This is a genomic window from Pantoea sp. 18059, assembly GCF_902706165.1.
GTDB lineage: Bacteria > Pseudomonadota > Gammaproteobacteria > Enterobacterales > Enterobacteriaceae > Pantoea > Pantoea agglomerans.
This window is the reverse complement of sequence record NZ_CACSJS010000002.1, coordinates 171,921-196,924: the sequence shown is the minus strand read 5'-3', so window position 1 is coordinate 196,924 and position 25,004 is coordinate 171,921. Positions and strand designations below refer to the sequence as shown.

Genomic DNA, 25,004 nt, shown 5'->3' with positions numbered 1-25,004 from the left:
GGTTGACTTAATGTGCGCTTTGCTTTACTTCTGGAAGCAAGACGGACAGACAAAAACAGACAGAAAATAAATCTAAATGCGTAAAATCAGCCTGAACACCACAATTATTACCACCACCATTACCACAGGTAACGGTGCGGGCTGACGCATACAGGAAAAACAGAAAATAAGCCCGCACCTAAACAGTGCGGGCTTTTTTTTCGGCTTAAATTCAGGAGAGTTTATATTATGCGAGTGCTGAAATTCGGCGGGACCTCGGTAGCGAATGCGGAGCGGTTTCTTCGCGTCGCTGACATTCTGGAAAGTAATGCGCAACAAGGACAGGTTGCAACCGTGCTCTCTGCGCCAGCAAAGATCACTAACCATCTGGTGGCGATGATTGAAAAAACCATCAGTGGTCAGGATGCTTTGCCGAATATCAGCGACGCCGAACGCATCTTCAGCGAGCTGTTGCAGGGACTGGCTGACGCGCAGCCGGGCTTTGAGTACGATCGACTGAAAACCCGCGTTGACCTGGAGTTTGCGCAGCTGAAGCAGGTTCTGCACGGTATCAGCCTGCTGGGGCAGTGCCCGGACAGCGTCAACGCGGCGATTATCTGCCGCGGTGAAAAACTCTCGATTGCGATCATGGAAGCGCTGCTGCAGGCGCGCGGCCATGAGGTCAGCGTGATCGATCCGGTGGAAAAATTGCTGGCGGTCGGCCACTACCTTGAATCCACTGTCGATATCGCTGAATCAACCCGCCGCATAGAAGCGAGTCAGATTCCGCCGCAGAACATGATCCTGATGGCGGGGTTCACGGCTGGTAACGAGCGAGGCGAGCTGGTCGTACTGGGCCGTAACGGTTCTGACTATTCAGCCGCTGTGCTGGCCGCCTGTCTGCGCGCCGACTGCTGTGAAATCTGGACTGATGTGGATGGCGTCTATACCTGCGATCCGCGTCAGGTGCCGGATGCGCGCCTGCTGAAGTCGATGTCCTATCAGGAGGCGATGGAGCTCTCCTATTTCGGCGCCAAAGTGCTGCATCCCCGCACCATCGCGCCCATTGCCCAGTTCCAGATCCCCTGCCTGATCAAAAACACGGCCAATCCGCAGGCACCCGGCACCCTGATTGGAGCAGAAGGCGAACAGGATGAGAACCCGGTAAAAGGCATCACCAACCTGAATAATATGGCGATGGTCAATGTCTCCGGTCCTGGCATGAAAGGGATGGTCGGGATGGCGGCCAGAGTCTTTGCGGCGATGTCGCGCACCGGCATCTCTGTAGTGCTGATCACCCAATCCTCTTCCGAATACAGCATCAGTTTCTGCGTGCCGCAGAGCGAGCTGGCGCGGGCGCGTCAGGTGCTGGAGGAGGAGTTCTACCTGGAGCTGAAAGATGGCCTGCTGGATCCGCTGGATATCATTGAAAACCTGGCGGTGATTTCAGTGGTGGGCGATGGCATGCGCACGCTGCGCGGCATTTCAGCCAAATTCTTCTCGGCGCTGGCGCGCGCCAATATCAATATTGTGGCGATTGCTCAGGGTTCCTCCGAGCGTTCAATCTCGGTGGTGGTGAACAATGATGAAGTGATCACCGGGGTTCGCGTGGTGCATCAGATGCTGTTCGCCACCGATCAGGTAATCGAAGTGTTTGTGGTCGGCGTCGGCGGCGTCGGCGGCGCGCTGCTGGATCAGTTACATCGCCAGCAGGCGTGGCTGAAGAAAAAGCATATCGACCTGCGCGTCTGCGGCATCGCTAACTCCCGTGCGCTGTTAACCCACGTCCACGGCATCGATTTAAGCAACTGGCAGGCGGCATTAGGCGAAGCGAAAGAGCCGTTCAATCTCGGTCGTCTGACCCGTCTGGTAAAAGAGTATCATCTGCTCAATCCGGTGATTGTGGATTGTACTTCCAGCCAGGCGGTCGCCGATCAGTATGCTGATTTTCTCAGCGAAGGTTTCCATGTGGTGACGCCAAACAAAAAGGCCAACACCTCATCCTGGAATTACTATCAGCAGATGCGCGCCGCCGCTGCCAAATCGCGGCGTAAATTCCTTTATGATACCAACGTCGGCGCCGGACTGCCGGTGATCGAAAACCTGCAGAACCTGATGAACGCCGGTGATGAGCTGCTGCGCTTCTCCGGTATCCTCTCTGGCTCGCTGTCCTACATTTTCGGCCAGCTGGATGACGGAATGTCACTGTCGCAGGCGACAACGATGGCGCGTGAGATGGGCTTTACCGAGCCCGATCCGCGTGACGACCTCTCCGGCACCGATGTGGCGCGTAAGCTGCTGATCCTGGCCCGTGAAGCGGGTCATCAGCTGGAGCTGAGCGACATTGAGATTGAGCCGCTGCTGCCCGCCAGCCTGACCGAAATCCAGGACATTGAGCAGTTTATGCAGCGTCTGCCTGAGCTGGATAACGCTTTTGCCGCCCGGGTTGCGCAGGCGCAGGATGAGGGCAAAGTATTGCGCTATGTTGGCGTGATTGAAGAGGGCGGCATCTGCAAAGTGAAGATCGACGCCGTTGACGGCAACGATCCACTCTATAAGGTGAAAAACGGCGAGAATGCGCTGGCGTTTTACAGCCGCTACTATCAACCGATTCCGCTGGTGCTGCGCGGATACGGTGCAGGAAATGATGTCACAGCGGCTGGTGTCTTTGCCGACCTGCTGCGGACGCTGTCATGGAAGTTGGGAGTTTAATCATGGTAAAAATTTACGCACCGGCCTCGATTGGTAACGTCAGCGTCGGCTTCGATGTGCTGGGCGCGGCGGTTTCGCCGGTAGATGGCTCCCTGCTGGGTGACTGCGTCTCCGTAGAAGCGGCAGAGCAGTTTTCACTGACCAACGCCGGACGTTTTGTCAGTAAGCTGCCCGCCGATCCAAAAGAGAATATTGTTTACCAGTGCTGGCAGCGTTTCTGCCAGGAAATCGGCAAAGCGATCCCGGTGGCGATGACGCTGGAGAAGAACATGCCCATCGGCTCCGGGCTGGGTTCCAGCGCCTGCTCGGTGGTGGCCGGTTTAATGGCGATGAACGAGTTTTGCGGCAAGCCTCTCAGCGACAGCACGTTACTGACCCTGATGGGCGAGCTGGAAGGGCGAATCTCGGGCAGCGTGCACTATGATAATGTCGCCCCCTGCTTCCTCGGCGGCATTCAGCTGATGCTGCAGGAGAATGACATTATCAGCCAGGCGGTGCCGGGCTTTGATGACTGGCTGTGGGTGATGGCCTATCCGGGCATTAAAGTCTCAACCGCAGAAGCGCGCGCCATTTTACCGGCGCAGTACCGCAAAGAGGACTGCATCAGGCATGGCCGCTTGCTGGCTGGCTTCATTCACGCCTGCCATACGCGTCAGCCGCAGCTGGCAGCTAAACTTATGCAGGATGTGATTGCCGAACCTTACCGGACCCTGCTGCTGCCAGGCTTCACCGAGGCGCGGCAGGCCGCGAAAGATATTGGCGCACTGGCGTGCGGTATCTCAGGCTCTGGTCCGACACTTTTCGCCGTTTGCAATCAGATGGAAACGGCACAGCGGATGGCTGACTGGCTGAGCCAGCACTATCTGCAGAATGATGAAGGCTTCGTCCATATCTGCCGTCTCGACACGGCTGGCGCACGACAATTGGGATAACGCATGAAACTCTACAATCTTAAGGATCACAACGAGCAGGTCAGCTTCGCCCAGGCGGTGAAACAGGGTCTGGGTTCGCAGCAGGGTCTGTTCTTTCCGCTGGAACTGCCGGAGTTTGAACTGACCGACATCGACGCGATGCTGGAGATGGATTTTGTCAGCCGCAGCAGCAAAATTCTCTCGGCTTTCATTGGTGACGAGATTCCGGCCCAGCAACTGCATGAGCGTGTTAAAGCCGCTTTTGCTTTTCCGGCCCCGGTGAAAGCCGTTAGCGAAGATATCGCCTGTCTGGAGCTGTTCCACGGCCCGACGCTGGCGTTTAAAGATTTCGGCGGCCGTTTTATGGCGCAGATGCTGTCGTATGTCTCAGGCTCAGATGAGCAGATCACCATTCTGACCGCCACCTCCGGTGATACCGGCGCGGCCGTGGCGCACGCCTTTTACGGCATGAAGAACGTGCGCGTGGTGATCCTCTATCCGCAGGGCAAAATCAGTCCGCTGCAGGAGAAACTCTTCTGTACTCTGGGCGGCAACATCGAAACCATCTCTATCGACGGCGATTTTGATGCCTGCCAGTCGCTGGTGAAACAGGCGTTTGATGACGAAGAGCTGAAGCGCGCGATTGGCCTGAACTCGGCTAACTCCATCAACATCAGCCGCCTGCTGGCGCAGATCTGCTACTACTTTGAAGCGGTTGCACAGCTGCCTCAGGAAAAACGTAATCAGCTGGTGGTGTCAGTGCCGAGCGGCAACTTTGGTGATTTGACCGCCGGTCTGCTGGCGAAATCGCTGGGCCTGCCGATCAAACGTTTTATCGCCGCCACCAACGCCAACGACACGGTGCCGCGCTTTCTGGGCAACGGCGAGTGGCAGCCAAACCAGACGGTCTCTACGCTGTCGAATGCCATGGATGTCAGCCAGCCTAATAACTGGCCGCGTGTGGAAGAGCTGTTCCGCCGTAAAACCTGGCGCTTAACCGATCTGGCCTGTGGTGCGGTCTCGGATGAGACCACGCGCGCCGCCATGCGTGAACTGGCTGAGATGGGCTACATTTCCGAGCCGCATGCCGCCATTGCCTGGCGTCTGTTGCGCGATCAGCTGCAGGAAGGGGAGTATGGTGTGTTCCTGGGAACCGCGCATCCGGCGAAATTCCGCGAAAGTGTGGAAGCGATCCTTGAACAGACCCTGACGCTGCCGCCGGAGTTAGCGGAGCGCGCCGACCTGCCGCTGCTGTCGCATCAGATGAAGGGTGATTTCGCCTCGCTGCGGGCGTTTCTGCTGAAGTAAACCTGTGAAAGGCTTCCCGGTTGCGGGAAGCCTGTTTGTGGAAAGCAGAGGGCGCGGGGTGTTACTGCTCTGCGCGCTTAAAGACCAGCTCGCTCTCGCTGCTGCTGGCTGCATCAAAACGATAGCCATCCAGATCAAACGCCTTAAGCTGTTCCGGCTTCGTCAGGCGCTGCTGAATCACATAGCGACTCATTAATCCACGCGCCTTTTTGGCATAGAAGCTAATCACTTTGTAACTGCCATTCTTCTCGTCGAGGAACACCGGCTTAATCATCTGTGCCCGCAGCGTCTTCGGCTTAACCGCCCGGAAATATTCGTCCGAGGCGAGGTTGATCAGCACCTCATCACCCTGTTCCGCCAGCGCGGCATTCAGCGTTTCAGTGATGAGATCGCCCCAGAAGGTGTAGAGATCTTTGCCCGCCGGATTCGCCAGGCGAATGCCCATCTCCAGACGGTAAGGCTGCATTAAATCGAGTGGACGCAGTACGCCATACAGGCCTGATAACATGCGCAGGTGCTGCTGAGCAAAATCGAAATCCTGATCGCTGAAGGTCTCTGCCTGTAAACCGGTGTAGACATCACCTTTGAACGCCAGGATCGCCTGACGGGCATTCTTAGGGGAAAAATCGGGCTGCCAGCTGTTAAAGCGCTCGGCATTGAGGTGCGCCAGTTTATCGCTGATGCCCATTAACGAGGCGATGCTGGCGGGTGACAGCTCGCGCGCAATTTCAATCAGCTGTTGTGACTTTTCTAACAGCGCAGGCTGGGTGAAACGCGTTGTCGCCAGCGGGCTTTCATAATCCAGCGTCTTGGCGGGAGAGATCACCATCAACATAGTTGCTTCCTCGGTTAATGCCTGGTTTAACAGGGCATTGGCTGCTTATCAGGCTTCGCAGTGTACCAAAAAAGCCGCAAAGAATGACGAATCACACCTATTTGTTCGCGCTATCGTAAACGGCATTCCCTGACCTTGCGCCACCGTTGCCGCGTGATATTATCGCAACAGCCTTTTTTCACACTGACAGTTAACTAAGAGAAAAGAACATGACGGACAAACTTACCTCCCTGCGTCAGCTCACCACCGTCGTCGCCGACACCGGTGATATTGCAGCCATGAAGCTGTATCAGCCACAAGACGCCACCACCAACCCTTCTCTGATTCTCAACGCCGCGCAAATTCCTGAATACCGTAAACTGATCGATGAAGCGATCGGCTGGGCGCGTGATCAGAGCAGCAACAAAGAAGAGCAGCTGCAGCTGGTTTCTGACAAGCTGGCCGTGAACATTGGTCTGGAAATCCTCAAACTGATCCCAGGCCGCATCTCGACGGAAGTGGATGCGCGTCTCTCTTACGACACTGAAGGCAGCATCGCCAAAGCCCGCAGCCTGATCAAACTCTACAATGATGCCGGTATCAGCAACGACCGCATCCTGATCAAACTGGCCTCTACCTGGCAGGGCATCCGTGCTGCAGAGCAGCTGGAAAAAGAGGGTATCAACTGTAACCTGACGCTGCTGTTCTCCTTTGCTCAGGCGCGTGCCTGTGCTGAAGCGGGCGTGTTCCTGATCTCTCCGTTTGTTGGCCGTATCCTCGACTGGTACAAAGCCAATACTGACAAGAAAGAGTATGCCGCGCACGAAGATCCAGGCGTGGTTTCAGTTTCTGAAATCTACAACTACTACAAGCAGCACGGCTATGAAACCGTGGTGATGGGCGCCAGCTTCCGTAACGTCGGCGAAATTATCGAGCTGGCTGGCTGTGACCGTCTGACCATTTCTCCTGCGCTGCTGAAAGAGCTGGCGGAGAGCGAAGGCACCCTGGAGCGTAAACTGAGCTACAGCGGCGAAGTGAAAGCGCGTCCGGCGCGCATGACCGAGTCTGAGTTCCTGTGGCAGCACAACCAGGATCCGATGGCGGTTGCGAAGCTGGCAGAAGGTATCCGCAATTTTGCCGTTGATCAGGGCAAACTTGAGAAGATGCTGGCAGAACTGCTGTAATCTGTTGACCGTGGCGGCGCAGGCTGCCACGGTTTTCCCTTTTCCGACCCTTTCACTTTATATTATCCTCTCGGCTATTCCCCTTTTACTCCAACCGCACCGCGGTAAATCACAGCGAAGCTAATCATGAATACATTACGCATTGGCCTGATCTCGGTCTCCGATCGCGCCGCGAACGGCATTTATCAGGATCAGGGTATTCCCGCGCTGGAGAGCTGGCTCGGCAGCGCAATCAGCAGCCCGTTTGAGATTGAGTCCCGACTGGTGCCCGACGAGCAGCCGATGATTGAGCAGGCGATTTGCGAACTGGTCGATGAACGTTTTTGCCATCTGGTGTTAACCACCGGCGGCACCGGTCCGGCCCGACGCGATGTCACGCCCGATGCCACCTTAGCCGTTGCCGATCGTGAAATGCCTGGTTTTGGTGAGCAGATGCGCCAGATCAGCCTGCAGTTCGTACCGACCGCGATTCTGTCGCGTCAGGTCGGGGTGATCCGCAAGCAGTCGCTGATCCTCAATCTGCCTGGTCAGCCGAAGTCGATCAAAGAGACGCTGGAAGGGCTGAAGGATGAGCAGGGCAACGTAAAAGTTCACGGCATCTTTGCATCTGTACCTTATTGTTTACAGTTGCTGGAAGGGCCTTACGTCGAAACGCATTCCAGCGTAGTAGCAGCATTTCGGCCTAAAAGCGCTATACGTGAGATAAATAACTAAATATTCCCCATTTCAGGCATAAGCTATAGCCTTGCTGGTGTGGCAAAAGATTGACGGTATAGTAATAAGATCTTTACAACCTTATCTCTTTTGCCTCTGGAATATTATGAATCCGACTCACACTCAGCGTCTGACCGGTAAGGATTACAAGACCCTGGCGCTGGCCGCGCTGGGCGGCGCGCTGGAATTCTACGACTTCATTATCTTCGTCTTCTTCGCCACCGTGATTGGCGAACTCTTTTTCCCCTCGGATATCCCGGAATGGCTGCGTCAGCTGCAGACGTTTGCCATTTTTGCCGCAGGCTATCTGGCTCGTCCGCTGGGCGGCATCGTGATGGCGCATTTTGGCGATAAGCTCGGGCGCAAAAAGATGTTCAGCCTGAGCATTCTGCTGATGGCGCTGCCGACCCTGATGATGGGCGCTTTACCCACCTGGCAGACGATTGGCATTGCTGCGCCACTGCTGATGCTGCTGATGCGGATGTTACAGGGCGCGGCGATTGGCGGTGAAGTGCCGGGCGCCTGGGTGTTTGTCGCGGAACACGTGCCCTATAAACGTATCGGCATCGCCTGCGGCACGCTGACGGCCGGGCTGACTATCGGCATTTTACTGGGTTCGCTGGTGGCCACGCTGATCAATACCTCAATGTCGCAGCAGGCGATCCATGATGGCGGCTGGCGCATCCCGTTCTTCCTCGGCGGCGTGTTCGGGCTGGTCGCGATGTACCTGCGTCGCTGGCTGCATGAGACGCCAGTGTTTATCGAGATGCAGCAGCGTAAAGCGCTGGCGGAAACTCTGCCGCTGAAGACCGTGCTGGCAGAGCATAAAAAGTCGATTGTCATCTCTATGCTGCTGACCTGGCTGCTCTCCGCCTGCATCGTGGTGGTGATCCTGATGTCGCCGGTCTGGCTGCAAAAACAGCAGGGCATCGCGCCTGCGCTGACCCTGCAGGCCAACAGCATCGCCACCGTGATGCTCTGCATTGGCTGCATTATTGCCGGACTCGCGGCCGATCGCTTTGGTGCCAGTCGTACGCTGTGTGTCGGCAGCCTGCTGCTGGCGATCTGTAGCTGGCAGTTTTATCACCTGACCGCCCTCTATCCACAGCAGCTCTTCCTGCTTTATGGCGTGGCGGGTCTCAGCGTCGGTATCGTTGGCGTGGTGCCCTTTGTGATGGTGCGCGCCTTTCCGGCAGAAGTGCGTTTTACCGGACTCTCATTTTCCTACAACCTCTCCTATGCGATCTTTGGCGGGCTGACACCGATCTTTGTGTCGCTGCTGATGAACGTCTCAGAGATGGCACCCTGCTGGTATGTGATGGCGCTGGCGCTGGTGGGATTGCTGACGGGGATCTGGCTGCGGCGTGATGTCAGCCACGAGCCTGGCCTGCAGCAGGGGATTAACTCTTTGTAATGCGGGGACGCGGAGCCAGGCTCCGCGTCTTTTTTATGCGTAAAGGCAGGCTTAGAGTGGTTTCGCGCCAATCGGCAGAATGGTGCGGCCAAAGGTTTCGTTCAGCACTTCACCCATCGCCAGATAGCAGGCGCTGGCACCACAGAGTATCCCGACCCAGCCCGCGGAGACCACCAGCGCCGGCAGGTGCATAAGATGAGCCACGGCCAGCAGCAGAAACAGCAGCGTGAGCGAGCCGAAAACAAACTGCAGCATCCGCGCACCTTTCAGCGTACCGACGAACATAAACAGCGTGAAAATGCCCCACAGTGCCAGCCAGGCCCCCAGGAAACGTTCGTCTGGCGCTTTTGCCAGACCCATTTCAGGTAACAGCAGGATCGCCACAAAGCTTAACCAGAACATGCCGTAAGAGGTAAAGGCGGTCAGCCCGAAAGTGTTGTTCTTTTTAAACTCCAGCAGACCGGCCAGCACCTGCGCAATCCCGCCATAAAAAATGCCCATGGCTAAAATCGCCACGTCCATGGCAAACAGGCCCGTGTTGTGCAGGTTCAGCAAAATGGTCGTCATGCCAAATCCCATTAATCCCAGCGGGGCAGGGTTAGCCAGCGTTGAATTTGCCATAGTTCCTCGGCAGTAAAATGATCGTTGATGTAATAAACGGATTTCGTCCTGCTCCCTGAGGGGAGCAAGGCGACGCATCATATTCAGCGTTGTGGCAGCGTTCTTTGATCCCGACAGGGCCAAAGGTAAAAATTTTTTTTTGGTTTAGCCCTTGATGCGCATCGAAGCGGCCCCATTTACTTGTCATCGAGCGTTGTGAACGTTGGAAAAAAAGCATGTGCTGGCAGTTGAATGCAAACAACCCGCCCACATAAAAGGTTCACAACCCAAATTGGCAACGAATTTAAGTGGGAGATGTTTAGATGGGTAAGATTATTGGTATTGACCTGGGTACAACCAACTCTTGTGTTGCGATCATGGATGGCACTAAAGCACGCGTGCTGGAAAATGCCGAGGGCGATCGCACCACGCCTTCAATTATTGCGTATACACAGGATGGCGAAATTCTGGTCGGTCAACCGGCTAAACGTCAGGCAGTGACCAACCCGCAGAATACCCTGTTCGCAATTAAGCGTCTGATCGGTCGTCGCTTCCAGGACGAAGAAGTACAGCGTGATATTAAAATCATGCCGTACAAAATCACCGGCGCTGACAACGGCGACGCATGGCTGGAAGTGAAAGGTCAGAGAATGGCACCGCCGCAGATCTCTGCTGAAGTGCTGAAGAAAATGAAAAAGACCGCCGAAGATTACCTCGGTGAGCCAGTGACTGAAGCGGTTATTACCGTACCTGCTTACTTCAACGATGCGCAGCGTCAGGCAACCAAAGACGCCGGCCGTATCGCAGGTCTGGAAGTCAAACGTATCATTAACGAACCGACTGCTGCTGCACTGGCATATGGTCTGGATAAAGGCCAGGGTAACCGCACCATCGCGGTTTATGACCTGGGTGGCGGTACCTTCGATATCTCAATCATTGAGATCGACGAAGTTGACGGCGAAAAAACCTTTGAAGTTCTGGCGACCAACGGTGATACCCACCTGGGTGGTGAAGACTTCGATAGCCGCCTGATTAACTATCTGGTTGCTGAATTCAAGAAAGACCAGGGCATCGATCTGCACAACGATCCACTGGCGATGCAGCGTCTGAAAGAAGCGGCAGAGAAAGCGAAAATCGAACTTTCTTCTGCACAGCAGACCGACGTTAACCTGCCATATATCACGGCAGATGCGACTGGTCCTAAGCACCTGAACATCAAAGTGACCCGCTCTAAACTGGAGTCACTGGTTGAAGATCTGGTTGCTCGCTCAATCGCGCCACTGAAAGTTGCGCTGCAGGATGCCGGACTGTCTGTTTCAGACATCAACGACGTTATCCTGGTGGGTGGTCAGACTCGTATGCCACTGGTTCAGGCCAAAGTGACTGAGTTCTTCGGTAAAGAGCCACGTAAAGACGTGAACCCGGACGAAGCGGTCGCGGTTGGTGCTGCGGTTCAGGGTGGTGTACTGGGTGGCGACGTGAAAGACGTGCTGCTGCTGGACGTTACCCCGCTGTCACTGGGTATCGAAACCATGGGTGGCGTGATGACTTCGCTGATCAGCAAGAACACCACCATCCCAACCAAGCACAGCCAGGTCTTCTCGACTGCTGAAGATAACCAGTCAGCCGTGACCATTCACGTGCTGCAGGGTGAGCGTAAGCGCGCCAATGACAACAAGTCACTGGGCCAGTTCAACCTCGACGGTATCCAGAACGCGCCACGCGGTCTGCCGCAGATCGAAGTGACCTTCGACATCGATGCGGATGGTATCCTGCACGTGTCGGCGAAAGATAAGAACAGCGGTAAAGAGCAGAAAATCACCATCAAAGCCTCTTCAGGTCTGAGCGATGAAGAGATCCAGAAAATGGTGCGTGATGCGGAAGCGAACGCTGAATCTGACCGCAAGTTCGAAGAGCTGGTACAGACGCGTAACCAGGGCGATCAGATTGCCCACAGCACGCGTAAGCAGCTGGAAGAAGCCGGCGACAAACTGTCAGCTGATGACAAAGCGCCAATCGAAGCCGCTCTGGCCGCGCTGGAAACTGCGCTGAGAGGCGAAGACAAAGCGGAAATCGACGCCAAAATGCAGGCGCTGATGGAAGTGTCCGGCAAACTGATGGAAGCAGCACAGCAGTCTCAGGCGGGTGCAGCGGATGCCGGTGACGCGTCAGCGAAGAAAGATGACGACGTTGTCGATGCTGAATTCGAAGAAGTGAAAGACAACAAGAAATAATTGCCCCTGACCGGGCGCGACGGTTGGCCTGACAGCCGTTGAAACCAGCACGGGCGTAGGAGATCTCTCCACGCCCGTGCGATCATGTTAAGGGCTAAATAAACATGGCGAAGAGTGATTACTACGAGATTTTAGGCGTCGCCAAATCCGCGGACGAGCGTGAAATCAAAAAGGCTTACAAACGCCTGGCAATGAAATTTCACCCGGACCGTAATCCCGGTGACAAAGAAGCCGAAGCCAAATTCAAAGAGGTCAAGGAAGCGTACGAAATCCTGACCGATGCGCAGAAGCGTGCGGCCTACGATCAATATGGTCATGCAGCCTTTGAACAGGGCGGTATGGGTGGCGGTGGATACGGCGGCGGCGGCTTTGGTGGCGGCGGCGCAGACTTCAGCGATATCTTTGGCGACGTGTTCGGTGACATCTTTGGTGGTGGACGACGTCAGCGCGCATCCCGTGGCGCCGATTTACGCTACAACATGGAGCTGTCGCTGGAAGAAGCGGTACGCGGCGTGACCAAAGAGATCCGCATTCCAACGCTGGAAGAGTGTGACGTCTGCCACGGCAGCGGCGCGAAAGCGGGAACGCAGCCACAAACCTGTTCAACCTGTCACGGTGCAGGCCAGGTGCAGATGCGCCAGGGCTTCTTCACCGTTCAGCAGGCCTGTCCGACCTGTCATGGTCGCGGCTCGGTGATTAAAGATCCGTGCAACGCCTGTCATGGTCATGGCCGCGTTGAGAAGTCGAAAACGCTGTCAGTGAAAATCCCGGCAGGGGTCGACACCGGCGATCGCATTCGTCTCAGCGGCGAAGGCGAAGCGGGCGAGCAGGGCGCACCAGCAGGCGATCTCTACGTTCAGGTCTCGGTGAAGAAACACCCGATCTTCGAACGTGAAGAGAACAATCTCTACTGTGAAGTGCCGATCAACTTTGCGATGGCAGCGCTGGGCGGTGAGATTGAAGTACCGACCCTGGATGGTCGCGTGAAGCTGAAAGTGCCGTCAGAAACTCAGACCGGCAAGCTGTTCCGCATGCGCGGACGTGGCGTGAAATCTGTGCGTGGCGGCGCGGTCGGCGATCTGCTGTGTCGTGTCGTGGTGGAAACACCGGTCAGCCTGAATGAGAAACAGAAAGCGCTGTTGCGTGAACTGGAAGAGAGTTTTGGCGGCCCGAGCGGCGAGCATAACAGCCCACGCTCCAAGAGTTTTTTCGACGGCGTGAAAAAATTCTTTGATGATCTGACTCGTTAATTCTGCCTGATAAAAAGCGGAGCCCCGGCTCTGATGCCAGTCAGTTAAGCGACAGGTGATAACGCAGTCTGGTGCCGCGCAGGGGCTGGCGGTCCTCGCGCCGCTGCGCGGTTCCTTCACTTCATTCCTCTGCCTGACGGACCGGCGGGGATGGCACATCCTGTGCCGCCCCGCCTTTCGCCCGCGTCCTGCGGGCTCTCCTGGCAGACTCATTCTGTTCAGCGCTGCGGATTACCTGCCCCTGCCCGACCCCAGCCTGCTCTGAAACTTCAGTGTGTAGTGTTAAAAAGGGCACGAGAGTGGAGGCCTGAGCGCCTCTGCTGCTGAAAGGGCTATCCATAGCGCTGAGGCGTGACGGCGGGCCAGAAGTCCACGCCGGGAAGCGTGGACAGTTCGGGGCCGGCCAGGGAGGGCCGATCCCCGAACGGTTCGTCGGCACGACGTCAAAGCCGAAGGTACCGCGTGAGCGGCGCGAGGACGGCCCGGCAGCAGCAGAGGTGCTCAGGCCCGCACTGCGGCTCGCTCGCCCGGAAAAAAAGCTGCCACGTTTGACCGTGACAGCCTTTACAAATCTAATCTTAACTGACCAGCATTAGAGCCCGGCTCCGCTTTTTTTTACTTTAAATCCCCTGCCTGTGATGGCTGCATTATCTCTCCCTCACCGCAGCACTCATAAAAAAGCCGGCGTTTACTGCTGCTACTGCTCGGCGAAACCGAGCATATAGCGCGGTATAAGCTGCTTTTAACGAACTATATGAATCGTTACACTGTTTAACATTCTGTCTCTGCTCAGGAAGATGAACGTTGAACAAGCCGCGCAAATTAAAAAATCTGCTAAAAAGTTTTATTGAAAGTGATGCCAGCAATGGCGTGATGTTGATCGTGGCGGCGGTCGCGGCGATGATCCTCGCCAATACGGCCGCTACCGCCCAGGGTTACCAGGCGTTGCTGAATGAACCGGTACAAATCCGCTTCGGAGCGCTGGATATCAGCAAAAACTTGCTGTTGTGGATCAACGATGCGCTGATGGCGCTTTTCTTTCTGGTTATTGGCCTGGAAGTAAAGCGTGAGTTGATGGTCGGCGAACTTGCCAGCCGTGACAAGGCGATCTTCCCGGTCATCGCGGCAATAGGCGGCATGGCGTTACCCGCCCTGATCTTCCTGCTTTTCAACCATGGTGATGAGATTGCACGTAACGGCTGGGCCATTCCTACCGCAACCGATATCGCTTTTGCGCTGGGTGTGCTGGCCCTTCTGGGCAGCCGTGTTCCCGTTGCGCTGAAAGTCTTTTTGATGGCACTGGCGATTATTGATGACCTGGGTGCCATTGTGATTATCGCTCTGTTCTATACCAGTGATCTCTCAGTACTCTCCCTGTGCGTGGCTGCTGGCGCAATTGTCGTGCTGGCACTCCTGAACCGCTTTAACGTCCGTAGAATCTCAGTCTACATACTGGTGGGTATCATACTCTGGACCGCCGTGCTGAAGTCGGGCGTCCACGCAACCCTGGCTGGCGTCATTGTGGGCTTCTTCGTGCCTCTGGAGAAGAAAGAGGGGCACTCTCCAGCGGAACATCTGGCGCATGGTCTGATGCCGTGGGTGAACTGGATGATTCTGCCGCTGTTTGCCTTTGCTAATGCCGGTATCTCACTTGCTGGCATTACGCTGAGTGATGTCCTCTCGCCTGAACCGTCAGGTATCATCTTCGGCCTGTTAATCGGTAAGCCATTAGGCATTACGCTCTTCTGCTGGCTGGCGGTAAAACTGCGGCTGGCAGTATTACCCAACGGCACAACCATACGCGATATTATGGCGATTGGTGTGCTGTGCGGAATTGGCTTCACTATGTCAATTTTTATCAGTTCGCTGGCCTTTGATGCCGCGCATGAACAGCTGGTGACCTTTTCTAAACTGGGCATACTGACCGGCTCTCTGCTTTCAGCCGTCATCGGCTATACGCTGCTGCGAATTAAACTGCGTTAATGGGGAGGAGGCGAAAGCCTCCTTTTTGCTATGAATCAGCTCAATTTCAATCATCTCTACTACTTCTGGCACGCCTGCCGTGCGGGATCAATTACGGCGGCAGCAGAGGCACTCTCCCTGACGCCGCAGACCATTACCGGGCAGATTAAGGCACTGGAGGAGCGCCTGCAGGGCAAGCTTTTCCGGCGTCAGGGACGGGGCCTGGTACCGACTGAACTGGGGCAGCTGGTTTTTCGCTATGCTGACCGCATGTTTATGCTGAGTCAGGAAATGCTGGATATTGTGAATTACCGCAAAGAGTCTCATCTGCTACTGGATGTTGGCGTGGCAGATGCGCTCTCAAAGCAGCTGGTCAGCAAGGTGCTGGAGACGGCGGTGGTCGCAGAGGAGAAAATTCATCTGCGCTGTTTTGAATCGACCCACGAAATGCTGCTGGAGCAGCTCAGTCAGCACAAGCTGGATATGATTATCTCTGACTGCTCCATCGACCCCACCCAACAGGAAGGGCTATTTTCGGTGAAGCTGGGGGAATGCCCGATCAGCTTCTGGTCAACCCAGCCGCTCAGCGATCTCTCTTTGCCGGCCTGCCTGGAGACGCGTCCCCTGCTGATTCCGGGGCGCCGCTCCATGCTGGGGCGCAAAATCCTCAACTGGATCAGCACCCAGGGAGTGCAGGTGGAGATTCTCGGTGAGTTTGATGATGCGGCACTGATGACGGCGTTTGGTGCGCGACAGAATGCGATTTTTGTCGCGCCTTTGCTGGAGATGGGTCAACGTGAGGGGATATATGAAGTCGGGCGGCTCGACGCGGTATCAGAGGAGTATCACATACTCTTCGCGGAGCGGATGATTCAGCATCCGGCGGTGCAGCGACTCTGTCACGCAGACTTCAGCGAACTCTTTCCCCGCCAGGGGACAGACGAAAAAAAACCGGCGTAAGCGCCGGCTTTTTTAACAAAGCGATTAACAACAGGCGATTAAGCCAGTTTGTTGATCTGTGCAGTCAGGTTAGACTTATAACGTGCAGCTTTGTTCTTGTGGATCAGACCTTTAGCAGCCTGACGGTCCACGAGTGGTTGCATTTCATTGAATGCGTTCTGCGCAGCAGCTTTGTCGCCTGAAGCGATCGCCGCGTATACTTTCTTAACGAAGGTACGCATCATAGAGCGGCGGCTAGCGTTATGCTTACGGCGTTTCTCAGATGTTACGGCGCGTTTCTTAGCTGATTTGATATTAGCCAAGGTACAACTCCCAAATGTGTTCTATAGAGACAAATCAAAGGCCGAGGACTATGCCCTTCTAACCTGATTTTGTCAATGGATTTGTGCAAATAAGCGTCGCCCTGAGAGCGGCACTCGGTTACGTATTTGATGGCGCAGGATTCTACCAGCTTCCCCTCGCTGAATACAGTATTTCGCGACAAAATTCTTAACATGCGCTTCTGCAACAGGAAATGCAGCGCCTAAAGCATGAAAGGCGTGCTGACGGGTTAACCTGAGTCGCTTTCAAGGGTATAATCCGCCGATTTCCACCGGTTTGGGCCAGCCATGAAGTTTATCCGCGGTATTCATAATCTTAACGAGCAGCATCGCGGCTGCGTTCTGACCATTGGTAATTTCGATGGCGTGCACCGTGGGCATCAGGCGCTGATGTCGCGGCTGTGTGAAGAGGGAAGTAAGCGTAATCTGCCGGTGGTGGTCATGGTTTTTGAGCCACAGCCGTTGGAGCTGTTTGCCGGTGACAAAGCGCCGGCTCGTCTGACGCGTCTGCGTGAAAAACTGCGATACATGGCGGAAGCCGGCGTCGATAAAGTGTTGTGCGTGCGGTTCGACCGTCGCTTTGCGGCCTTGTCCGCCCAGCGTTTTATCAGTGACCTGTTAGTCGAAAAGCTGGACGTAAAGTACCTTGCGGTAGGCGATGATTTCCGCTTCGGCGCTGGTCGCCAGGGTGATTTCCTGTTATTACAGAAAGCCGGTGCGGAGTACGGCTTTGAGGTCGTAAGCACCGAAACCTTCTGTGATGGCGGTAAGCGAATCAGCAGTACTGCCGTGCGTCAGGCGCTGGCCGTGGATGATTTAGCGCTGGCGCAGTCGCTGCTTGGTCACCCTTTCACTATTTCCGGCCGCGTTGTGCACGGTGATGCACTGGGACGCACGCTGGGTTTCCCCACGGCGAACCTCCCTTTACGCCGCAGCGTCTCGCCGGTGAAAGGGGTTTATGCGGTAGAGGTACGGGGTCTGACGCCCGAGCCACTGCCAGGTGTCGCCAATATCGGCACCCGTCCGACCGTAAAAGGTTTACGCCAGCAGCTTGAAGTTCACCTGCTCGACATCAATATGGATCTCTATGGTCGTCACATTGATGTGGTGCTGAAACAGAAAATACGAAACGAGCAGCGCTTTGCCTCACTGGAGGCGTTGAAAGAACAAATTGCGAACGATGTGGTAACGGCCCGGCAGTTCTTTGGGCTGCTTTAACCTGAGCGAAAAACGGAATCGAGAATCTGATGAGTGACTATAAATCTACCCTGAATTTGCCGGAAACGGGATTCCCGATGCGTGGCGATCTGGCCAAACGCGAACCGGGAATGTTGCAACGCTGGTATGCCGACAATCTGTACGGCATCATCCGCGAAGCCAAAAAAGGGAAAAAAACCTTTATCCTGCATGATGGCCCTCCGTATGCGAACGGCAGCATTCATATTGGTCACTCCGTTAACAAGATTCTGAAAGACATTATCGTTAAGTCGAAAGGCATGGCGGGTTATGACTCGCCGTATGTGCCGGGCTGGGACTGTCACGGTCTGCCAATCGAACACAAAGTTGAGCAGATGATCGGCAAGCCAGGCGAGAAAGTCACCGCTGCTGAATTCCGCGAAGCGTGCCGCAAATACGCCGCGGAACAGGTTGAAGGCCAGAAGGCGGACTTTATCCGTCTGGGTGTGCTGGGCGACTGGGATCGCCCTTACCTGACCATGGATTTCGGTACCGAAGCCAACATCATTCGTGCGCTAAGTAAAATCATCGGCAACGGCCACCTGCACAAAGGCGCGAAGCCCGTGCACTGGTGTCTGGATTGCCGTTCTGCCTTAGCAGAAGCGGAAGTGGAGTATTACGACAAAACGTCACCGTCGATTGATGTGATGTTCAACGCCATTGATGCCGACGCGGTGCGTCAGGCGTTTGGTGTGGCACAGGTTAATGGTCCGATTTCACTGGTGATCTGGACGACGACACCGTGGACGCTGCCGGCTAACCGCGCCATCTCGTTAAACGCGGAATTTGAGTATCAGTTGCTGCAGATCGACGGTCGCGCGCTGATCCTGGCAAAAGATCTGGTCGAGAGCGTCATGAAGCGCGCCGGTGTCAGCGAATGGCAGGTACTGGGCGAATGCAAAGGCGCGGCGCTGGAGCTGCAGAAATTCCAGCATCCGTTCCTGGCGCTTGAGTCGCTGGTGGTACTGGGCGATCACGTCACCCTGGAAGCGGGTACCGGTGCAGTCCACACGGCACCTGGCCACGGCCCGGATGACTATGTTATCGGTCAGAAATATGGCATCGAAACCGCCAATCCGGTCGGACCGGATGGCCGCTATCTGCCAGGCACCTATCCGACGCTGGATGGGGTCAACGTCTTTAAAGCCAACGACATGATCGTTGAGCTGCTGAAAGAGAAGGGCGCGCTGCTGCACGTTGAGAAACTGCTGCACAGCTACCCGCACTGCTGGCGCCATAAAACGCCGATCATCTTCCGCGCCACGCCGCAATGGTTCATCAGCATGGATCAGAAAGGATTGCGTGCGCAGTCGCTGAAGGAGATCAAAGGCGTGCAGTGGATCCCGGACTGGGGCCAGGCGCGTATCGAATCGATGGTGGCGAACCGTCCCGACTGGTGTATCTCTCGTCAGCGTACCTGGGGCGTACCGATGGCGCTGTTCGTTCATAAAGAGAGCGAAGAGCTGCACCCGGACACGCTGGCACTGATGGAAAAAGTGGCGCAGCGCGTTGAGCAGGAGGGGATTCAGGCCTGGTGGGATCTCGATCCGCGCGAGCTGATGGGCGACGATGCCGATCATTACGTAAAAGTGCCGGATACGCTGGATGTCTGGTTTGACTCCGGTTCAACCAGCTATTCCGTGGTTGATGCGCGTCCGGAATTTGGCGGACATGCGCCTGACCTTTATCTGGAAGGGTCCGATCAGCATCGCGGCTGGTTTATGTCCTCGCTGATGATCTCCACGGCGATGAAGGGCAAAGCGCCTTATCGTCAGGTACTGACGCACGGTTTCACCGTGGATGGTCAGGGCCGCAAGATGTCGAAATCGATCGGTAACACGGTTGCGCCGCAGGATGTGATGAACAAACTGGGCGCCGATATTCTGCGCCTGTGGGTGGCATCAACCGACTACTCGGGCGAAATGGCGGTCTCCGATGAGATCCTTAAACGTTCTGCCGATGCCTATCGCCGCATCCGTAACACCGCGCGTTTCCTGCTGGCTAACCTCAGCGGCTTTAACCCGGCTACCGATCTGGTGAAACCGGAAGAGATGGTGGTGGTGGATCGCTGGGCCGTCGGTCGCGCTCAGGCGGCACAGGCCGATATCGTTGCCTCTTACGAGAACTACGATTTCCACGAAGTGATCCAGCGTCTGATGCAGTTCTGTTCAATTGAGATGGGCAGCTTCTATCTCGACATCATCAAGGATCGTCAGTACACCGCGAAAGGCGATGGCCTGGCGCGTCGCAGCTGCCAGACCGCGCTGTGGCATATCGTCGAAGCGCTGGTACGCTGGATGGCACCGATCATGTCCTTTACGGCGGATGAGATCTGGGGCTACCTGCCAGGCGAACGTGCCCAGTATGTCTTTACCGAAGAGTGGTATCAGGGGCTGTTTGGCCTGGCTGAAGATGAAGCGCTGAATGACGCCTACTGGGCTGAGCTGCTGAAAGTGCGTGGCGAAGTGAACAAGGTGATCGAGCAGGCGCGTGCGGATAAACGTATCGGTGGCGCACTGGAAGCAACGGTAACGCTCTATGCCGATCCGGAGCTGGCGGCTAAACTGCAGGCGCTGGGTAATGAGCTGCGCTTTGTGCTGCTGACCTCTGGCGCACAGGTGGCTGATTACGCCCTGGCGAACGACGAAGCGCAGCAGAGTGAGCTGCTGAAAGGTCTGAAAATCGCGCTGCACAAGGCGGAAGGCGAGAAATGTCAGCGCTGCTGGCATTACACTACCGACGTCGGACAGAATCCTGAGCATGCTGAGGTCTGTGGTCGTTGTTACACTAACGTAGCCGGTGACGGCGAACAGCGTGAATTTGCCTGATGCGTAAACCTATTTTATCAACCGGATTGCGCTGGCTGTGGCTGGTGCTGGTGGTGATTGTTGTCGACTTCGCCAGCAAGCAGTGGGTGATGAACAACATGATGCTGCATGAAACCCAGCCACTGATGCCCTACCTGAACCTGTTCTACGCGCACAACTACGGCGCGGCGTTCAGTTTCCTGGCGGACAAAGGCGGCTGGCAGCGCTGGTTCTTTGCCGGTATTGCGCTGGCTATCGTGATCTCACTGGTCGTGATGATGTATCGTAATCATGCCAGTCAGAAGATCGCTAACATCGCGTATGCCCTGATCATCGGCGGCGCGATAGGCAATCTGTTTGATCGCTCATACCATGGCTTTGTGGTCGATTTTATCGATTTCTATGTCGGTAACTGGCACTTCGCTACATTTAATATCGCTGACTGCGGCATCTGTATCGGTGCTGCATTGGTGGTGCTGGAGGGCTTTTTCAGCCCGAACGGCAAACAGGCTAAACAGAAAGGGTAAGTGATGACTGAGTCCGTACAGCGCGAAAGCGCGGTGTTGGTGCATTTTACGCTGAAGCTGGAAGATGGCTCGACGGCGGAATCGACCCGTGCAAACGGCAAGCCCGCGCTGTTCCGTCTCGGTGATGGCAGCCTCTCTGCGGCACTTGAGCAGGCACTGCTGGGGCTGAAAGCGGGTGAAACTAAACAGTTTACCCTGGAACCGGACGACGCCTTTGGCGGCGTCAGCCCTGACCTGATCCAGTATTTCTCGCGTCGGGACTTTATCGATGCGGGTGAGCCGGAAGTGGGAGCCATCATGCTGTTCAGCGGCATGGGCGGCAGTGAAATGCCTGGCGTGATCCGTGAAATCTCCGGTGACTCTATCACTGTGGATTTCAACCATCCGCTGGCAGGTCGTCGTATTCAGTTTGATGTAGAGGTGCTGGAAATCGATCCCGCACTGGAGGCCAACGATGCAAATCCTGTTAGCTAATCCGCGCGGCTTCTGCGCTGGCGTTGATCGTGCCATCAGTATTGTTGAGCGCGCGCTGGAGATGTATGGCGCGCCAATCTATGTCCGTCACGAAGTGGTGCATAACCGTTACGTGGTAAACAGCCTGCGTGAGCGCGGTGCCATCTTCATTGAAGAGATCAGTGAAGTGCCGGATAACGCGATTCTGATCTTCTCCGCGCACGGCGTTTCTCAGGCGGTGCGTGCCGAAGCCAAAGCGCGCAATCTGACTATGCTGTTTGACGCCACCTGTCCGCTGGTGACTAAGGTGCATATGGAAGTGGCTCGCGCCAGCCGTAAAGGCGTTGAGGCAATACTGATTGGTCATGCAGGTCATCCGGAAGTCGAAGGCACCATGGGGCAGTACAACAACCCTAATGGCGGCATGTATCTGGTGGAGTCACCGGAAGATGTCTTCAGACTGACAGTGAAAGACGAAAACAATCTGAGCTTCATGACGCAGACCACGCTCTCTGTGGACGACACCTCTGACATCATTGATGCTCTGCGCCAGCGCTTCCCGGCGATTATCGGGCCGCGTAAAGATGATATCTGCTACGCCACCACCAACCGTCAGGAAGCGGTTCGTACTCTGGCTAAAGATGCGGAAGTGGTGCTGGTGGTGGGGTCGAAGAACTCCTCTAACTCTAACCGTCTGGCTGAGCTGGCTCAGCGTGCCGGTAAGCTGGCGAAGCTGATCGACTCTGCGGATGATATTCAGGAAGAGTGGGTAAAAGGCGTGGCCTGCATCGGCGTCACCGCAGGCGCGTCAGCGCCCGATATTCTGGTGCAGCAGGTGATCCAGCGGCTGCGTGAACTGGGCGGCGAAGCGGCAATTGAGCTGATTGGCCGTGAAGAGAATATTGTCTTCGAAGTGCCCAAAGAGCTGCGTGTCGAAGTGCGTAACGTGCAGTAACTCTGCGATATTACTGATAAAAAGGCCGACTCTGTTCGGCCTTTTTTGTTTTTTGAATCTGACAAAAAAAGTCGTTATTTGCTGCGGTGATTGCTTTTACTGATAATCACGGGCGGCTGGCATAAAATTCTTATTATCACGGATTAATAGTGGCGTGACTGTTAACTCATCGTTAACCTGATGACGCTTTGGATGCATAGTTTTGTTTTAGGAATGAATAAATATGAACACAATCCGCATTGCTATTGTGGGCGCGCCGGGCCGTATGGGCCGTAATCTGATTCAGGCAACGCAGCAGGCAGAAGGCGCTGAACTGGGTGCGGCACTGGCTCGCCCGGGCTCATCGCTGACCGGCAGCGACGCTGGTGAATTAGCGGGCATCGGAAAAAATGGCATCATCATCGCTGACGATTTACGCGCGGTGATTAACGATTTTGATGTGCTGGTCGACTTCACCCGCCCGGAAGGCACGCTGGAGTATATGGCGATCTGCCGTGAGCAGGGCAAAGCGATGGTGATCGGCACCACCGGTTTTGATGAAGCAGGCAAAGCGGCCATTCGCGCCGCGGCGGAAGATATCCCCATTGTGTTCGCCGCTAACTTCAGCGTGGGGGTTAACCTGGTGCTGAAGCTGCTGGAGAAGGCTGCCAAAGTGATGGGGGAGTACGCAGATATTGAGATCGTTGAAGCGCACCACCGCCATAAAGTGGATGCGCCCTCCGGAACCGCGCTGGCGATGGGTGAGGCGATTGCCGATGCGATGCAGTGGAAACTGGATGAGCATGCGGTCTATACGCGTGAGGGCCACACCGGCGAACGCCAGCCGCAGAGCATCGGTTTTGCAACAGTACGCGCGGGTGACATCGTCGGTGAGCATACTGCGATGTTTGCAGATATCGGCGAGCGCGTAGAGATAACCCACAAGGCTTCAAGCCGTATGACCTTTGCAAATGGCGCGGTTAAGTCCGCTTTATGGTTGAAAGATAAGAAATCTGGCCTGTTTGACATGCGGGATGTGCTGGATTTGTCGATGTTGTAAGTGTTGTGAACCATCGTGATGTGGTTGTTTCAATCGATAATCGCTTGATTGAAAAGGGGCAATGTTTTCATTGCCCTTAATTTTACCTTAAATTTGCCTTAAAGATATAAAAGTTAGCTCTGACTCCTGTTTTTGCCTGTTTTCTTCATTTATTTGCTCTGCCGGATGCTGTTTTTGACCATTTGGTCAAAAATAAAGGCCGCGCTGCTTCTGTTTTGCTTTTACGCTGCCTGGCAAACGATTATTCCGCCGAGTTTTCCTCTATTTTTACTGCTTATGCCCGTTATTTTCCTCAGAAGGCAGATAAGGGTGAAAAAATCCCGCCGCAGGGTAGACAATGGCCAGGGCGATCATTAGAATGCGCGCAATTTGCCAAAAATCGACAATTCAGGCGGTTTTTGCATTGATTCAGGCGGCTATTTTGAATTAATATGCAGATATTGTGACTGTTTATTCCCTGGAGGATGTTTTGATTAAGTCAGCGCTCTTGGTTCTGGAAGACGGAACCCAATTCCACGGTCGGGCCATCGGGGCAACAGGGTCGGCAGTGGGAGAAGTCGTTTTCAATACCTCAATGACCGGTTATCAAGAAATCCTCACTGATCCTTCCTATTCCCGCCAAATCGTTACTCTCACTTATCCCCATATCGGTAATGTCGGAACCAATACCGCCGACGAAGAATCCAGCCAGATTCATGCGCAGGGCCTGGTTATCCGTGACCTGCCGCTGATTGCCAGCAACTTCCGTAGTGAAGAGGGCTTATCCGCCTACCTGCAGCGCAACAACATCGTGGCGATTGCCGATATCGATACCCGCAAGCTGACGCGCTTGCTGCGTGAGAAAGGTGCACAAAACGGCTGCATCATTGCGGGCGATAATCCGGATGCCGCGCTGGCGCTGCAAAAAGCTCAGGCGTTCCCGGGACTGAAAGGGATGGATTTGGCGAAAGAGGTCTGCACCACTGAGACCTACAGCTGGCAGCAGGGCAGCTGGACGCTGGAGGGAGGGCTGCCAGAGCAGGCCGACGCTGAATCACTGCCTTACCATGTGGTGGCTTACGATTACGGTGCCAAGCGCAACATTCTGCGGATGCTGGTCGATCGCGGCTGTCGTCTGACCGTCGTTCCGGCACAGACGCCTGCCGAAGAAGTACTGAAGCTTAATCCGGATGGCATCTTCCTCTCTAACGGTCCTGGCGACCCGGAGCCATGCGACTACGCCATCAGCGCGATTCAGGCCTTCCTGAAAACAGAGATCCCGGTGTTCGGAATCTGTCTGGGTCATCAGCTGCTGGCGCTGGCCAGCGGGGCTAAGACCGTGAAGATGAAGCTGGGCCACCACGGCGGCAACCATCCGGTGAAAGATCTCGATAACAATCGCGTGATGATCACCGCGCAGAACCACGGTTTTGCGGTCGATGAGAACAATCTTCCCGCTAACCTGCGTGTTACACACATTTCGTTGTTCGATAAAACCGTGCAGGGCATTCACCGCACCGACAAGCCCGCATTCAGCTTCCAGGGACACCCGGAAGCCAGCCCGGGCCCAGGCGATGCTGCGCCGCTGTTTGACCACTTTATTGAATTGATTGACGCATTCCGTCTGCAAGCGAAGTAATCAGGAG

At 55.4% G+C, this 25,004-nt stretch carries 21 protein-coding genes and 1 other annotated feature; of the genes, 18 read left to right on the top strand and 3 right to left on the bottom strand.

All coding sequences use genetic code 11. The features are described from left to right. Positions 1-76: 76 nt before the first annotated feature. The 4 genes from thrL (at position 77) to thrC (ending at position 4,910) form a co-directional block, all read left to right on the top strand. Positions 77-145: a thr operon leader peptide gene (thrL, locus tag GVJ63_RS07695; protein WP_071591720.1), complete on the top strand. Its 69-nt coding sequence runs from the start codon at positions 77-79 to the stop codon at positions 143-145. Then, positions 84-202 (top strand) — a sequence feature (Thr leader region). (Overlaps the previous gene by 62 nt.) Before the next feature lie 26 nt (positions 203-228). Further along, the gene (thrA, locus tag GVJ63_RS07690; protein WP_010671695.1) at positions 229-2,691 is read left to right on the top strand and encodes a bifunctional aspartate kinase/homoserine dehydrogenase I; all 2,463 of its coding nucleotides are present in this window, start codon (positions 229-231) and stop codon (positions 2,689-2,691) included. Between the two features lie 2 nt (positions 2,692-2,693). After that, the gene (gene thrB, locus GVJ63_RS07685) at positions 2,694-3,623 is read left to right on the top strand and encodes a homoserine kinase (protein WP_159226651.1); all 930 of its coding nucleotides are present in this window, start codon (positions 2,694-2,696) and stop codon (positions 3,621-3,623) included. A gap of 3 nt (positions 3,624-3,626) precedes the next feature. Next, a complete protein-coding gene (gene thrC / locus GVJ63_RS07680; RefSeq protein WP_010671693.1) occupies positions 3,627-4,910 on the top strand; it encodes a threonine synthase in 1,284 nt (427 codons plus the stop codon). A 61-nt stretch (positions 4,911-4,971) separates the two neighbouring features. On the opposite strand, the gene yaaA is transcribed toward thrC, so the two are convergent. Then, the gene (gene yaaA, locus GVJ63_RS07675; protein ID WP_010253688.1) at positions 4,972-5,745 is read right to left on the bottom strand and encodes a peroxide stress protein YaaA; all 774 of its coding nucleotides are present in this window, start codon (positions 5,743-5,745) and stop codon (positions 4,972-4,974) included. Between the two features lie 209 nt (positions 5,746-5,954). Between yaaA and tal the strand changes: the two genes are divergently transcribed. From tal to GVJ63_RS07660, 3 genes are all read left to right on the top strand, one after another. Further along, complete coding sequence (tal, locus tag GVJ63_RS07670; RefSeq protein WP_010253690.1) at positions 5,955-6,908, top strand: transaldolase; 954 nt, start codon at positions 5,955-5,957, stop codon at positions 6,906-6,908. A gap of 126 nt (positions 6,909-7,034) precedes the next feature. Beyond that, positions 7,035-7,622 carry a molybdopterin adenylyltransferase gene (mog, locus tag GVJ63_RS07665; RefSeq protein ID WP_010253692.1) on the top strand — a complete coding sequence of 196 codons (588 nt, stop codon included), beginning with the start codon at positions 7,035-7,037 and terminating at the stop codon, positions 7,620-7,622. Between the two features lie 106 nt (positions 7,623-7,728). Further along, positions 7,729-9,036: an MFS transporter gene (locus GVJ63_RS07660; RefSeq protein WP_010671691.1), complete on the top strand. Its 1,308-nt coding sequence runs from the start codon at positions 7,729-7,731 to the stop codon at positions 9,034-9,036. A 51-nt stretch (positions 9,037-9,087) separates the two neighbouring features. Here GVJ63_RS07660 and satP read toward each other — a convergent pair whose 3' ends face one another. Next, positions 9,088-9,657 (bottom strand): acetate uptake transporter, encoded by a 570-nt coding sequence (gene satP / locus GVJ63_RS07655; protein ID WP_159226650.1) that lies wholly within the window; start codon positions 9,655-9,657, stop codon positions 9,088-9,090. Positions 9,658-9,959: 302 nt separating this feature from the next. On the opposite strand from satP, the gene dnaK reads away from it, so the two are divergent. The 4 genes from dnaK to nhaR all read left to right on the top strand — a co-directional run bounded on the left by dnaK (position 9,960) and on the right by nhaR (position 16,042). Continuing rightward, positions 9,960-11,870, top strand: a complete 1,911-nt coding sequence (gene dnaK / locus GVJ63_RS07650; protein ID WP_010253698.1) for a molecular chaperone DnaK — start codon at positions 9,960-9,962, stop codon at positions 11,868-11,870. A gap of 104 nt (positions 11,871-11,974) precedes the next feature. Continuing rightward, positions 11,975-13,120, top strand: a complete 1,146-nt coding sequence (gene dnaJ, locus GVJ63_RS07645) for a molecular chaperone DnaJ (RefSeq protein ID WP_010253699.1) — start codon at positions 11,975-11,977, stop codon at positions 13,118-13,120. A gap of 804 nt (positions 13,121-13,924) precedes the next feature. Continuing rightward, on the top strand, positions 13,925-15,103 hold the full coding sequence (gene nhaA, locus GVJ63_RS07640; protein ID WP_010671807.1) for a Na+/H+ antiporter NhaA: 1,179 nt from the start codon (positions 13,925-13,927) through the stop codon (positions 15,101-15,103). A gap of 30 nt (positions 15,104-15,133) precedes the next feature. Further along, positions 15,134-16,042 carry a transcriptional activator NhaR gene (gene nhaR, locus GVJ63_RS07635; protein WP_159226649.1) on the top strand — a complete coding sequence of 303 codons (909 nt, stop codon included), beginning with the start codon at positions 15,134-15,136 and terminating at the stop codon, positions 16,040-16,042. 38 nt (positions 16,043-16,080) lie between these two features. Here the strand turns inward: nhaR and rpsT are convergent, their stop codons facing one another. Then, entirely contained in the window at positions 16,081-16,344 is a 264-nt protein-coding gene (rpsT, locus tag GVJ63_RS07630) for a 30S ribosomal protein S20 (RefSeq protein WP_008925553.1), read from the bottom strand. A 306-nt stretch (positions 16,345-16,650) separates the two neighbouring features. Here rpsT and ribF point away from each other — a divergent pair, with 306 nt between their 5' ends. The 7 genes from ribF (at position 16,651) to carA (ending at position 24,997) form a co-directional block, all read left to right on the top strand. Beyond that, positions 16,651-17,580: a bifunctional riboflavin kinase/FAD synthetase gene (gene ribF / locus GVJ63_RS07625; RefSeq protein WP_010671809.1), complete on the top strand. Its 930-nt coding sequence runs from the start codon at positions 16,651-16,653 to the stop codon at positions 17,578-17,580. Positions 17,581-17,609: 29 nt separating this feature from the next. Then, positions 17,610-20,426 (top strand): isoleucine--tRNA ligase, encoded by a 2,817-nt coding sequence (ileS, locus tag GVJ63_RS07620; RefSeq protein ID WP_010671810.1) that lies wholly within the window; start codon positions 17,610-17,612, stop codon positions 20,424-20,426. Beyond that, complete coding sequence (gene lspA, locus GVJ63_RS07615) at positions 20,426-20,932, top strand: signal peptidase II (protein WP_010253719.1); 507 nt, start codon at positions 20,426-20,428, stop codon at positions 20,930-20,932. The genes ileS and lspA overlap by 1 nt, the downstream gene beginning before the upstream one ends. A 3-nt stretch (positions 20,933-20,935) precedes the next feature. After that, on the top strand, positions 20,936-21,406 hold the full coding sequence (gene fkpB / locus GVJ63_RS07610) for an FKBP-type peptidyl-prolyl cis-trans isomerase (protein ID WP_010253720.1): 471 nt from the start codon (positions 20,936-20,938) through the stop codon (positions 21,404-21,406). After that, positions 21,387-22,340, top strand: a complete 954-nt coding sequence (ispH, locus tag GVJ63_RS07605) for a 4-hydroxy-3-methylbut-2-enyl diphosphate reductase (RefSeq protein ID WP_010253724.1) — start codon at positions 21,387-21,389, stop codon at positions 22,338-22,340. Before fkpB ends, ispH begins: the two co-directional genes overlap by 20 nt. A 223-nt stretch (positions 22,341-22,563) precedes the next feature. After that, positions 22,564-23,379: a 4-hydroxy-tetrahydrodipicolinate reductase gene (dapB, locus tag GVJ63_RS07600; RefSeq protein ID WP_010253726.1), complete on the top strand. Its 816-nt coding sequence runs from the start codon at positions 22,564-22,566 to the stop codon at positions 23,377-23,379. 469 nt (positions 23,380-23,848) lie between these two features. Next, positions 23,849-24,997, top strand: a complete 1,149-nt coding sequence (gene carA, locus GVJ63_RS07595; RefSeq protein ID WP_033756525.1) for a glutamine-hydrolyzing carbamoyl-phosphate synthase small subunit — start codon at positions 23,849-23,851, stop codon at positions 24,995-24,997. Positions 24,998-25,004: the final 7 nt, after the last annotated feature.

Coding starts and splice junctions, on each gene's coding strand:
- ispH (WP_010253724.1), top strand. CDS start 21,387: ATGCAAATCCTGTTAGCTAATCCGCGCGGCTTCTGCGCTGGCGTTGAT.
- dapB (WP_010253726.1), top strand. CDS start 22,564: ATGAACACAATCCGCATTGCTATTGTGGGCGCGCCGGGCCGTATGGGC.
- nhaR (WP_159226649.1), top strand. CDS start 15,134: ATGAATCAGCTCAATTTCAATCATCTCTACTACTTCTGGCACGCCTGC.
- thrC (WP_010671693.1), top strand. CDS start 3,627: ATGAAACTCTACAATCTTAAGGATCACAACGAGCAGGTCAGCTTCGCC.
- tal (WP_010253690.1), top strand. CDS start 5,955: ATGACGGACAAACTTACCTCCCTGCGTCAGCTCACCACCGTCGTCGCC.
- fkpB (WP_010253720.1), top strand. CDS start 20,936: ATGACTGAGTCCGTACAGCGCGAAAGCGCGGTGTTGGTGCATTTTACG.
- yaaA (WP_010253688.1), bottom strand. CDS start 5,745: ATGTTGATGGTGATCTCTCCCGCCAAGACGCTGGATTATGAAAGCCCG.
- dnaJ (WP_010253699.1), top strand. CDS start 11,975: ATGGCGAAGAGTGATTACTACGAGATTTTAGGCGTCGCCAAATCCGCG.
- mog (WP_010253692.1), top strand. CDS start 7,035: ATGAATACATTACGCATTGGCCTGATCTCGGTCTCCGATCGCGCCGCG.
- ribF (WP_010671809.1), top strand. CDS start 16,651: ATGAAGTTTATCCGCGGTATTCATAATCTTAACGAGCAGCATCGCGGC.
- ileS (WP_010671810.1), top strand. CDS start 17,610: ATGAGTGACTATAAATCTACCCTGAATTTGCCGGAAACGGGATTCCCG.
- GVJ63_RS07660 (WP_010671691.1), top strand. CDS start 7,729: ATGAATCCGACTCACACTCAGCGTCTGACCGGTAAGGATTACAAGACC.
- lspA (WP_010253719.1), top strand. CDS start 20,426: ATGCGTAAACCTATTTTATCAACCGGATTGCGCTGGCTGTGGCTGGTG.
- satP (WP_159226650.1), bottom strand. CDS start 9,657: ATGGCAAATTCAACGCTGGCTAACCCTGCCCCGCTGGGATTAATGGGA.
- thrB (WP_159226651.1), top strand. CDS start 2,694: ATGGTAAAAATTTACGCACCGGCCTCGATTGGTAACGTCAGCGTCGGC.
- dnaK (WP_010253698.1), top strand. CDS start 9,960: ATGGGTAAGATTATTGGTATTGACCTGGGTACAACCAACTCTTGTGTT.
- thrA (WP_010671695.1), top strand. CDS start 229: ATGCGAGTGCTGAAATTCGGCGGGACCTCGGTAGCGAATGCGGAGCGG.